This is a genomic window from Flavobacterium sp. CECT 9288, from assembly GCF_918731615.1.
In the GTDB taxonomy this organism is placed as follows: domain Bacteria; phylum Bacteroidota; class Bacteroidia; order Flavobacteriales; family Flavobacteriaceae; genus Flavobacterium.
In genome coordinates, this window is record NZ_OU957226.1 from 142,428 (window position 1) to 154,653 (window position 12,226).

The following is a 12,226-nucleotide window of genomic DNA, read 5'->3' on the forward strand; positions in this document are numbered from 1 at the left end:
AGTTTTTGAGGCCTTTGTTTTGGCGAAAGCATGTTAAAAAAAGTGCTTTATTTGTAGGTTATAAATAAAATAATCACACTTCATTTGTTATAAATACAACAATTATGTATGTTTGTGTTATAAATATATAAAAATGAGAACAATTTTAATCATTGGCGCAGGAAGATCGGCCTCTTCTTTAATTCGGTATTTGCTTCAAAAATCGGAACAAGAGCAGTTGCATCTCGTTATTGGTGACTTGTCACTGGCTTTGGCCCAGAAAAAAACCAACAACCATCCTAATGCTACCGCAATCGCCCTTGATATCTTTGATGAAAAGCAACGGCAACAAGCCATTCAAAATGCCAGCATTGTAATCTCAATGCTGCCCGCACATTTGCACATTCAGGTTGCACAAGATTGTATCACGTACAAAAAGCACTTGGTAACGGCCTCATACGTAAGTGATGCCATGCAAGAATTAGATGCTGAAGCTAAAGCAAATAATCTTATTTTCATGAATGAAATCGGACTTGATCCGGGAATTGATCACATGAGTGCCATGAAAGTGATTGATGAAATTAAGGAGAAAGGTGGCGAAATGATTTTGTTTGAGTCCTTTTGTGGCGGATTAGTAGCTCCAGAATCAGACACGAATCTTTGGAATTATAAATTTACTTGGGCGCCGCGCAATGTGGTGCTGGCAGGTCAAGGAGGCGCTGCTAAGTTTATTCAAGAAGGCACCTACAAATACATACCCTATTGCAATTTGTTTCGTAGAACCGAGTTTTTGCAAGTAGAAGGTTACGGTCGTTTTGAGGCGTATTCTAACAGAGATTCTCTAAAATACCGCTCTGTGTATGGCCTTGATGATGTACTTACTTTATACCGTGGCACCATCCGTAGAGTGGGTTTTTCTAAAGCTTGGAACATGTTTGTACAACTTGGCATGACCGATGACAGTTACATCATGGAAAACTCCGAGAACATGAGCTACCGCGAATTTGTCAACTCGTTTCTGCCGTATCATCCTACCGATTCTGTTGAAATCAAGACACGTTTGATTCTCAAAATTGACCAAGACGACATCATGTGGGACAAATTATTAGAACTCGATTTGTTCAATCCTAACAAAAAAGTAGGTTTAACAAACGCCACACCAGCCCAAATATTAGAGAAAATATTAACCGATAGCTGGACCTTACAAGAAGAGGACAAAGATATGATTGTCATGTACCATAAATTTGGCTACGAGATAAACGGCAAAAAAGAACAAATAGATGCAAAAATGGTTTGTCTTGGTGACGATCAAACCTATACCGCCATGGCCAAAACCGTAGGTTTACCCGTTGCCATGGCTACATTATTAATCCTGAATGGCAAAATCACCACGCCAGGCGTACAATTACCCATTCGCAAGGAAGTATATGAGCCTATTTTAAAAGAGTTAGAACAATACGGCGTAATCTTCAATGAAACCGCCATGCCGTATTTAGGATACAATCCTGATAAAGAGTTTAGTTAGTAGTTTTTTTTTAGATTTATAGTTGGATGAATCCGCTCCTTTTCAGTAAGTAGCGGATTTGTTTTTTTAGATTCATTATTTATGCTGAGCGTAGCCGAAGTATGGGCGTGCCCCTCCGTGAAAAACTTCGGGTCAGGCTGTACACTACAATCTTTGTGTTTTTAAAGAAAAAACACAAAGGATTTCCGCTGCCATCCTTCACGCGAGCCCATTTTTCAGTTGTTGATTTTTTTTAAATAGTAAGAAAATTTGTTTATATTTGAAAAACGCAAAGCGAAACAAAACTTGGATTATCTGTACATGTTTGGTTGTGTATATGAAGGTTTGTTTTGCTTATTTACAAGTTAGTGGCAAGCGAAAATCAGACGATAAAATATATTGAAATGAAATATAAAAAAACTTTTTATTTACTATTTTTTTTAATCTCAATAAACAATGGCTTTTGTCAAATGCGAGAAGCGACAATTCAATTCAATGACTATACCACTATATCAGGTTATGGAGAAATAAAAAAGAATGAAATTTTATTTCAGTTAGAATTAAAAGATGAAATTAGTCAATGGAATTACGAATCAATTAAAGGAATAACTTTCTCTGGATATGGTTTTGCAGAACGATTTGAATATGTGAAATTAAAAGAAAATGCTCCGCCAATATTATTAGAGGTTATTGAAGAAGGTATTGTAAATCTATATAGAAAAATAAAACTAACTCGAAACTTTTTAGTTAATCCGTTTTCTGATCAAGGTATTGAAAATATGGCTACGAATAAGTCTATGTCTGATGAGACGATACAAACGGATTATTTTGTAAAAAGAAATTCTGAGAAATACGCAACTAATATTTCATCAAATTTCAATAAAAGTGCTCCGATTTATTTTGCGGATTGTCAAAGTATACTTGATAGAATAAGAAACAAAAAATTAAGTAAAAAGAATATTCCAGATGTCATATTTGATTACAATAACTATTGCGAAAAGGAAAATGCTCAATAAGCCAGCAACTAACAGCAACTACAGCTGATTTGGGCAATAGGCTTAATGGAAGTTGGTTTTGTACATGGAATTTAGCTAATCTAAAAAACGGGCTTAATTTAGTACCCAAACCCGCCTTTGCAAAGCAGCAGGATGTTGTGCAATTATAGAATAACAATCGTGAGGAAAAATACCATTTTAATAGTAATACTAGTATTTGCTTCTTGTTCAAGTTTGAGAAAACTTCCAAAAGAGCAATACTATTCGTTCTCGTACAACTTCAATAGAGAATTCAAGAATAACACAATATCTTTCCACTTAAAAAATCCTCTAAAATGTCCCTTAAATGTTAAATTAGTAAAAGATTCTCTAAACCCAAATATCGAAAATTTGTTTGGTCATATTACATTAAGAGAATTACAAGACACTGTAATTAGTTTTAAATACCGCGATTTCAATCATGCCAATGAAACAAAATATTTTATTGGATACGGAGATTTAAATAAAAAAATATTAAAAAATCAAGTTTCTTACCCATTCCCAAAAGGCAAAGAGTATAAAATCATTCAAGCCTATAACGCAAAATTCTCACACAACACATTATATAGTCAATACGCAATAGACTTTGATTTAAAAATTGGAGATACAATAACAAGTGCTGATAGTGGTTATGTAGTTGGGTTAATTGAAGATTATAAAGATTATGGAACCAGCAAAAAATGGTTAAAAAATGACAAAAGTAATTATATAACCATGTACCACCCACAAAGCGGAATCTTCACTCAATATGTGCATTTAAACCACAAAGGCTCTCTAGTTAAGTTGGGAGATTTTGTAGTTAAAGGACAAGCAATTGCAATTAGTGGTATGACAGGCTATACAACTACACCACATTTACATTTTAATGCAAAAATACCAACAGTAGAACAAGGATTTATATCTACAAAAATTGAGTTTGAAAGTGGCGTTAAAGGAGAGGATTTAAAGAAAAAAGACCGCGTGAAATAGAAAAAATGCCTCCAAGAGCCTCTAACACAACGATCCATTAACAGCAAAAAATACAATGACAACAGAATTTCCAATATTAAGAACCGAAAGACTTCTACTGCGACAATTTGTTGATGACGACCTTGAGAATGTTTTCAAAGGACTTTCGCACCCAGACATTATCAAATATTATGGAGTGAGTTTTCAAACATTGGAAGCAACGAAAGAACAAATGACTTTTTTTGCTGACCTTGAAAAAAACGAAACAGGAATTTGGTGGGCTGTTTGCTCAGCTGACAACAAGATATTTTACGGAGCAGGCGGACTCAACAGTTTAAGTAAAGAACATAAAAAAAGCAGAAATAGGATTTTGGTTAATTTCAGACTTCTGGGGTAACGGAATTATGAAAGAAGCGATGCCACTACTTTGTGATTATGGCTTCGACAATTTAGGACTTCATAGAATTGAAGGATTTGTAGAGTCTGAAAATAAGAATTGTAAAAATGCAATGGCTAAACTAGATTTCCAACACGAAGGAACGATGAAAGAATGCGAAATTAAAAATGGTAAGTTTATAAGTCTTGACATTTATGCAAAACTGAAGACAACTAAATCATAAGTGAACTAAAAAATCAACAAAAAAAGCCCTAATTTTAAGACTTGTTAAAATTGATTTAGACAATCAGCTTAATCGAAAAATGATTTTGTATTGGGGAGATTTACGTTAATTGAATAAAATGAAAACAAAGATAGTTTACCCTAAAAACCCTTTATTGAAAAAATTTATTCAATATTTTTTATTCTTGACTAAAGGTGATAATGAGATGATAAGTCAGTTGTGTTATCCAAATACGAATCATTGTCTTAGTTTAATTAAAGGTGGAGAAATGATCGCATTAAATGCAAACGAATATCGTATTTTACCTTCCACAAAAAACAGTAGTTACTTAACAGGTATTTACAAACAACCTATTAAGATTATCGCAAAACAGCCATATCAAGAGCTATGTATAAACTTTAATCCATTGGGTTTAGAGGCTATTTTTGGCGAGCAACTTTCACAAAATATTTTTAAGAATAATATATTGAGTGAAAACAAAAATTGGAATCCGTTGTTTGAAATTGTTTTTAGCAATGATTCATTAGAACTGATTCAAAATGAAATTGAAAGTTTTTTTATTTCTATTTTACGAGATGAAATGCTATCCAATAGTTTGTTGTTTAACGAAACCGTACGGGCAAATGAAATAGAGGATTTAAATGATTTGTTATGCAAAAGCTATCGTTCAACACACAGGTATTTTGTAAATCAATTACAAACTACTCCCAAAGAGTATTTACAAATAAAAAAAGTTAGAGAAGCGATGTCTCTCATTTTAAAAAATGTTCCGTTAATAGAAATTGCTTTTTTATTAAATTTCACAGATCAATCACATTTCATAAAAACATTTAAAAAATACACAAATATAACGCCCTCTCAATTTAAACAATCAAGTTCTCAGGTTGATAATACGTTGATTTGGAATTTGGAATAGCATTTAAAATATTTGGCAGATTTGTACAATTTTCATTTTTTAAGGAAATATACTTTTGCATTTCACTGAAAAATATAAAAATGAAAATCTATCTTCGCCAGTTCTTCACTGTTATTTTAATATTGAGTTTTTCCAACATCAAAGCGCAAAATAGCCCGAAACTTCATAAATACCTTGAAAATACTCCGCAACTTACCCACTCACAGAAGTTAACGGATTATGATTCGTTAGTGTCCTATATAAAGCAAGTAAGCCCAATTATTCAATTTAATAAAGAAGTAAGGAAAATTGACTTTGATAAGCATACTAATAACCTCAAAAGGAAAATCACCGCTAAAACAAGTATGGAGGATTATCTTTTTTTAGTACAAAAAACATTAAATGTAGCACAAGACGGGCACACTAGTAGACCAGGTAAATGGCTGTTGGATATCATAAAAAAGGATTGGATTCCAAAGGGTATTGCAGAATTAGATACACTAGACTTTCCTCATAATTATAAATATGACGATTTTTTAAATAAAAACTTTTATACTAAGACAAAATTAGAACTTGCTTACATCAATGGTGAATACTATAATTTATTGCCCTTTTCTTATCAAGGAATAAGTTATCCTGCCTCAATGAAGTTAGTAAGTTGTAATGGTAAAGAAATTCATCAATTTGTAAAGAGTATGGAAGAATTAATCTCTCCGCTAAGGTGGGACAGGATTAATAATAAAGTCTATCATGAGAACTTTTATACAGTTGGAGAAATATATAAAAACAACCATTTAAAATTAACCTTCGTTGATACCAAGCAAAAAAGCAAAACAGTAACTATTACTAAAGATGATACGGTTACTTTTCTAGAACAGAAAAAAAATAATTTTGGTTACAATACTAATACAGATCCTGTTATTACACATTACTTTGAAAAAGAGCAACTCTTTTATGGAAAAATACCCACGATGGATGAAAAACTGGGGGATACTTTGATCAATCGTTTTCAAAAAACAATAAATAAGTTTGCTGTAAAATCTATTGTATTAGATGTTCGAGGAAATGGAGGAGGTAGTGATAATACCTATGGTAAGTTTTTAGGAAAGATACTAAAGGATACCTTGAAGATGAATTTGACTATAGGATATATATTCAGCCCATTAAACGGATTAAAAAAAGATTCTATTATTAAATATGGTTTAACCTTTGACAAAGAAGGCCCAAAACTAAAAGATCTTGAAATGTTTTATAGTAAGATACCCAATTTTAGTTTTTTCTATCCATCGAAAGAATTAATTCCTTTTGAGGGTCCTATCTATGTATTACAAGATAGATTTATATTTTCTTCGGCAAGTAATTTATCTAGCTTAGCCTATAAAACTAAACGTATCATTAGTATAGGTGAAACACCAAATTTATTAGGAGGTGTTCAAGCAAGAACCTCCGTATTTAGTCTACCGTATAGCAAATTGATTTTTAGAGTAGAACCTCAAATTGATTTTACAGATTGCAAAACAGTAGCTGATATTTTTCAGAACCAAGTAGAACACTTTGTAACCTATCCTATTGATTTTTTGCATGATCGTGCAACAACAAATGAAGATATTTTAGGGAAAAACTTCTTAATGAAGAAAGATCCAATGTTTAAAAAAGTAATAGAACTTGAACTACAATAACACTAAAAATGAAAGAAAAATTATTGGTTTATTTTTTAATGCTATGCAGTAGTGTTTCGGCTCAACTAAAAATAACTAGCGAGAATATTCCGTTTATAATCAACAAGGAAAATACAATTATTATAGAAGCCATTTTCAATGAAAAAGACACACTACATCTTAACTTTGATACAGGAACTACTGAATTGGTTTTGACAAATGATGCTCTAAAAAATAAGCTTAAATCCATTCCAAAACTGTATAATACGCATTACAATTTAAAACTTGGAAACGCAACGTATAAAACCAAAGTTTATGACGCAGCATTATCAGGACACGGAACAGACGGGAGATTTGGTTGGGATTTATTTAAAGATAAAGTTGTTGAAATTAATTATGATAAAAAACTATTGATCATCCATGCAACATTACCAGATAGCATTGAAAAAAATGGAAAATTCACGAAACTCGCTATAGAATTTTATAAAGACCTTTTTTTAATTCAAAGTATGATTAAACAAAACGGAATTTCTAATAAGGACTTTTTTTTGTTTGATACAGGTTACCAAAGAACAGTAATGTTAGATAACGATTTGTTAAAACACAGTAAATTTCCAATTGAAAAAATGGAGGTTGTAAAAAAAGTCATCATGAAAGGAGCGCAAGGAAATGAAATTCCGGTTATTACCTCAATACTAAAAGTTTTGAAAATTGGAAAGCATACCCTAAAAAACATTCCTATCCAGCAAATAACGACCAATAAGCCGTTGAAAAATAAAAGCATTCACATTTTGGGTAATGAAGTTTTGAAAAGGTTTACTGTGTTTTTGGACTTTCAAAACAATTTTGTATACCTAAAACCAAATCATTTATTTAACGATAATTACACAGATCAAAAGGAAAATAGCCTATAATTGCCACTTGGCAAGATTTAGTTTTTAGGCTTAATAATTATTCTGTGCCAAGTAGATGTGGTAATTCCCAAAATAGTCCCGAATTAAGATGCTTGTGATTTGAGTTCTTGGGCGTGCCCCTCCGTGAAAAACTTCGGGTCAGGCTGTACACTACAATCTTTGTGTTTTTAAAGAAAAAACACAAAGGATTTTCGCTGCCATCCTTCACGCGAGCCCAGTTTTCAGTTGCTGATTTTTATTAAATGGTAAGAAAATTTTAATATATTTGGAAGGCCCAAAGCGAAACAAAACTTAGATTATCTGTACACGTCTGGTTGTGTATACGAAGGTTTGTTTTGGTTATATTAAAGTTGGTGGCAAGTTAAAATCAGAATCGCAAAAAAAGAAAAATGGAACTATTAGAAAAAATGCTTACTCTTTCAATTGGAGGAACTACAATTGGAATTATTATTATTTTGATTGTCCGTAATTACTCATAATTCAAGAAAAACTATTATATTTGATAAAAAAAGCAGATGAATTTATTCAGTTTTACAGCAAATTTTGGCAGTGAAGAATCTTGTAGACTTCATTTTAAAGAAGAAAGAGACAAGATTGGAGTTCAATGTAAATGCGGAAGCAAAGAGCATTTTTGGATAAAAAGTGTTTGGAGTTATGAATGTAAAAAATGTAGAAGTAGAACTTCTTTACGAAGTGGAACAATAATGCAAAGTTCTAATTTGTCATTTTTGGTATGGTATAAAACGATGTTTTTAATGACTGCAACTAAGAAAGGATTTTCTAGTAAAGAAATTCAAAAACAGCTTGGCTTAAAACGATACGAGCCAGTTTGGGCGATGGTTCATAAGCTGCGAAAAGCAATGGGAAATAGAGATGCTCGTTATACTTTGGAAGGAATGATTGAATTTGACGAAGGCTATTTTGCAGTTGAATCATCAGAAATAGAGCAAGAAAAAGGAATTCGTGGACGTGGAGCTGTAGGCAAAATGAATACCGCAATCATGGCTGAGTCAACAGTTTTAGAAGATATTGAAACTGGAAAAAAATCAAATCAATGTAGATATTTCAAAGCAAAAGTTTTGACAGACCATATATTTTAGCCCCTTAATAGTTCGGAGTGATATTTTAAATTTCAAATAGTACATTTGATATATGAAATACAAGAAATGGAGTTTAGAAGAAAAGCTAGAAATCCTATCCTTTTCAGAAGAATTAGGAGTTGTTGAAACGTGCCGTAAATACAGCGTTAGCACTGGCACTTTGTATAGCTGGAAGAAGAAACACGAGAAGCAGGGAGAAGCTGGTTTAAAAGTAACTTATGACACTAGTAGTAAAGAGCTAAAGCAAGCTGAGGAAGAAAACAGAATTCTACGCAAATTATTAGCTAACAAGGAAATCGAATTAGAAATTGGGCGTGAACTTTTAAAAAAAAAGTTTGGGACATCCGATCCAAGAAAGATTTAGTAGATAGTATTTATAGTAAACATAAGATTAGTAAAACCAAAATTATTACTATAGTAGGAATGGTTCAAAGTAGTTATTACCGAAGACCAAGCTCAAATAAAAAAGGTATTAAACCTAGTGAATTTACTTTTAATAAATCTAAAGGATATGTAAGTCAAGGCGCGGTTATTAAATCTATTAAAGGCATTTTAAGTAATGAGTTTATTGACTGCGGTTACCGTTTAATGACTTCGTATTTACAACGAGAGGGTTATTTAATTAATCATAAAAAGTTGTACCGAATTATGAGAGAAGAGGGTTTGTTAAAACTAGAAAACAGAATAAAAAGGAGTGGTTCTGGTCGTAAATTTGTAAAGTATAGAAAAGTAAACACCACTAAACCTTTTGAATGTTTAGAAATGGATATTAAGATGGTTTGGATCCCAAACGTAGGTAAAAATGCTTATTTACTATCTATAATAGACGTTCATACTCGCAGAATATTAAAGGATTTTTTCTCATTTTCTATAAAACAAGACAAAGTAATTGCTTTCCTTTCAGATTTATTTTTGGAATACCAATACCCTGAAAGTGTTGTGATAAGAAGTGATAATGGAAGTCAATTTATTGCCAAAAGTGTTCGAGAATACCTTGGACTCATAGGAGTTCAGCAAGAATTCACACATGTAGCAACACCAGAAGAAAATGCGCATATTGAGGCCTATCACGGAATATTAAAAAAAGAAGTGTTCCAAAGAGTTGATTATAGAACTTTTGGAGAAATTGAGCTAATATTAAAAAGATATGTAATCTTCTATAATAATACTAGGCTACATGGCCTTTTAGGACGCATTACACCAATAGAAAAATGGAACCAGGATAAGCATCTAATTTTAATGAAAAAATTAACCGCATAAATAATAATCGAAATTTAGAATAATACTCTTGTTTTATAGGGGTCAAAACACCATACTTCTGAGCAGATAAATGAAACCATTAAAGAATCAATTTCAGAGAAAAGTATTCTTTTTACAGACAAAAGCACATCATACATTGACATTGCGGACTTTGTTGAAATACACATAACAGAGAAATCCAATAAAGAAACAACAAGAGAAACTTTAAAATGGGTTCATATTGCAATAAGTAATGCTAAGCGAAATTTCTTAGGAAATTATCATAAAATAAAAGGGAAATATCTTCAATTATACCTAAATGAGTTTGTTTACAAGTTAAATAGAAGATATTTTGAAGAGAAACTATTCGATAGGTTAGTAATTGCAGGCATCACAGGATTATGACAAAAAACGGACAATCAAATTATTATTTATTTAGGCAAATTTTTTCTTGCGAAAAGTTCTGAACTTCTAATTGTAAATCATAAAAATCAACTCGAAATTTCAAAAACTGAACATCAAATTAAGTTTTCAAAATTACACGAAGAAAGAGCTGACGTTATAAAAAACATTTATCAAGATTTCTATGAACTTGAAAAAAAACTAGAACATTTGACAACGTTATTCCAAGGTTCAGAATGGACAACTGAAAAAAACAGAGAAGATGATGCTATAAAAAAATACCAAGAAACTTTGGAAAGGTTGGAGAAAAGTCGAATATATTTTTCCGAAAGTTTATGTACACAACTTTCGACTGCAGTTCAAGACTATCGCAATATAATAGAACAAATGATAGAAGCAAAAACAAAAGCTAAATATGAATCAGATGGAACTGATTTTAGGTTTCCAGAAAATGAAGGTTCTTTAGATTTATGGAAAGATGCAGAAAAAAAAGTTGCTACTAAAATAAGAGACTTGAGATTAGAATTAGCGAAAGTATTTCGTGAATTAATTGGTGTATAGATATTATTAATTTCCTCTAACCTTCATAATTTGAAAATAAGAATTTAATAGAATAACCAGCCACCAACAGCTAGTAAGCAATAGTCGGGAATTAGGCTTAATGGAAAAATGGTTTTGTATTTGAAATATAGTGATTAACCAAAATATTAAGGATTATTAACCCCGACCATCGCCTACTAGCAAGACGTTAGTGGCAATATTAAAGAACGATATTAAAAATGGAAATGATTAAACTTGCGGAACTAGAAGATTCAGAGGAATTTTATTCAGGAACTCGATTTAGAATTTATAAAGTTGGTTTGAATGTTTCTGATGAGTCTGAAGATTTTTACGAATATATGCTAGTAGAAATTCCAGGAGAAAAAGAACACATGTTACTAACAAATGTTGTCGGACATAAATCTGGACGTGCTCTTGCGTATGTAAAAGCTAAAAATAATTCAAGTGTTTTTGCCGTAACTAGCAAAGATGTAAAATTTTCAATTGGAACGAAGAATACATACTTAATTAAAAAATCATAACAATACTGCCACTAACAGCTACAACGGATTTGGGCATTTGGTTTAATGGAAAGTTGGTTTTGTATTTAAGATGATTTACGTCGTCTATTCGCTATCGCTCGAGTGGAGAATCCGAAGAATAGGCTTAATTTAGTACCAAACCCGTTGTACTACCAAGGCGTTAGCAATAATGCGACAGAAACTCAGGAAATAAAAAAAAACAAAGTGAAGTCATCAACTTGACGAGTGCCAAGAAAAAATCATTTAAAAACCCGAAGAGAATAACATTAAATGAAATTATCCGAATATATACAAAAGAGAAATGGCGTTCCAATCGGACACCCTAACTCGCTTCGTAATAATTTAGAAAGGTCGCTTGGTGCAAATAATTTTTCAACTTTTTGGAATTTCTGGAACCCAATTTTCGGCTATTATTTAGGAACAAAAGTATTTCGACCGTTAAAAAAAGTATTTCCAGCTGGATTTTCTTTAGTGTTGACATTTGTTTTTTGTGGACTCATTCACGATTTAGTAACGACTGTAATAAGAGGTGAAATTTCACTTTTCTTTGCAGTTTGGTTTCTTTTAATGGGGATTTGCGTTGTGATTTCAAAAGGAATTAACTACAACTTATCAAATCGGAAATGGATTTTTAGAGCTTTAATAAATCTATTAATAATTGGTATTTGTTTTTTTCTAACAAAAGGTCTAAATACAATAATCAATTTTTATTAAAATTCACGATTATCTCATTACATATTCCTCTTTGTAAGGAATATAAGATATTTAAAAATCGCCTTAACAATTTCGTATTATAAAGGATTTCAACATCTAAAACCAACAATATTTTAAAAACAAATCCGCTTCAGGTC

At 31.7% G+C, this 12,226-nt stretch carries 13 protein-coding genes and 2 pseudogenes; all 15 read left to right on the forward strand.

Annotated features, from left to right (window positions below; all coding sequences use genetic code 11):
* Positions 1-133: 133 nt before the first annotated feature.
* The 15 genes and pseudogenes from LQ189_RS00600 to LQ189_RS00665 all read left to right on the forward strand — a co-directional run bounded on the left by LQ189_RS00600 (position 134) and on the right by LQ189_RS00665 (position 12,089).
* A complete protein-coding gene (locus LQ189_RS00600; protein WP_230153853.1) occupies positions 134-1,504 on the forward strand; it encodes a saccharopine dehydrogenase family protein in 1,371 nt (456 codons plus the stop codon).
* Positions 1,505-1,887: 383 nt separating this feature from the next.
* Positions 1,888-2,499 carry a hypothetical protein gene (locus LQ189_RS00605; protein ID WP_230153854.1) on the forward strand — a complete coding sequence of 204 codons (612 nt, stop codon included), beginning with the start codon at positions 1,888-1,890 and terminating at the stop codon, positions 2,497-2,499.
* Between the two features lie 159 nt (positions 2,500-2,658).
* Positions 2,659-3,486 carry a M23 family metallopeptidase gene (locus LQ189_RS00610; RefSeq protein WP_230153855.1) on the forward strand — a complete coding sequence of 276 codons (828 nt, stop codon included), beginning with the start codon at positions 2,659-2,661 and terminating at the stop codon, positions 3,484-3,486.
* 55 nt (positions 3,487-3,541) lie between these two features.
* Positions 3,542-3,862, forward strand: a complete 321-nt coding sequence (locus LQ189_RS16280) for a GNAT family N-acetyltransferase (RefSeq protein ID WP_370634828.1) — start codon at positions 3,542-3,544, stop codon at positions 3,860-3,862.
* A gap of 7 nt (positions 3,863-3,869) precedes the next feature.
* A complete protein-coding gene (locus LQ189_RS16285) occupies positions 3,870-4,085 on the forward strand; it encodes a GNAT family N-acetyltransferase (RefSeq protein WP_370634829.1) in 216 nt (71 codons plus the stop codon).
* A gap of 118 nt (positions 4,086-4,203) precedes the next feature.
* On the forward strand, positions 4,204-5,001 hold the full coding sequence (locus tag LQ189_RS00620; protein ID WP_230153856.1) for an AraC family transcriptional regulator: 798 nt from the start codon (positions 4,204-4,206) through the stop codon (positions 4,999-5,001).
* Between the two features lie 80 nt (positions 5,002-5,081).
* Positions 5,082-6,659 carry a S41 family peptidase gene (locus tag LQ189_RS00625; RefSeq protein ID WP_230153857.1) on the forward strand — a complete coding sequence of 526 codons (1,578 nt, stop codon included), beginning with the start codon at positions 5,082-5,084 and terminating at the stop codon, positions 6,657-6,659.
* An 8-nt stretch (positions 6,660-6,667) separates the two neighbouring features.
* Complete coding sequence (locus LQ189_RS00630; protein ID WP_230153858.1) at positions 6,668-7,552, forward strand: retroviral-like aspartic protease family protein; 885 nt, start codon at positions 6,668-6,670, stop codon at positions 7,550-7,552.
* Between the two features lie 515 nt (positions 7,553-8,067).
* Positions 8,068-8,643 (forward strand): annotated as a pseudogene (locus LQ189_RS00635) (IS1595 family transposase); the annotation flags it as partial.
* A 61-nt stretch (positions 8,644-8,704) separates the two neighbouring features.
* The gene (locus LQ189_RS00640) at positions 8,705-9,016 is read left to right on the forward strand and encodes a transposase (protein WP_158727651.1); all 312 of its coding nucleotides are present in this window, start codon (positions 8,705-8,707) and stop codon (positions 9,014-9,016) included.
* Between the two features lie 8 nt (positions 9,017-9,024).
* Complete coding sequence (locus LQ189_RS00645) at positions 9,025-9,912, forward strand: IS3 family transposase (protein ID WP_255667909.1); 888 nt, start codon at positions 9,025-9,027, stop codon at positions 9,910-9,912.
* Positions 9,913-9,963: 51 nt separating this feature from the next.
* Positions 9,964-10,296, forward strand: a pseudogene (locus tag LQ189_RS00650) (IS1595 family transposase); the annotation flags it as partial.
* A gap of 207 nt (positions 10,297-10,503) precedes the next feature.
* A complete protein-coding gene (locus LQ189_RS00655) occupies positions 10,504-10,854 on the forward strand; it encodes a hypothetical protein (RefSeq protein ID WP_230153860.1) in 351 nt (116 codons plus the stop codon).
* A 218-nt stretch (positions 10,855-11,072) separates the two neighbouring features.
* Positions 11,073-11,375, forward strand: a complete 303-nt coding sequence (locus tag LQ189_RS00660; protein WP_230153861.1) for a hypothetical protein — start codon at positions 11,073-11,075, stop codon at positions 11,373-11,375.
* Between the two features lie 270 nt (positions 11,376-11,645).
* On the forward strand, positions 11,646-12,089 hold the full coding sequence (locus LQ189_RS00665; RefSeq protein WP_230153862.1) for a hypothetical protein: 444 nt from the start codon (positions 11,646-11,648) through the stop codon (positions 12,087-12,089).
* Positions 12,090-12,226: the final 137 nt, after the last annotated feature.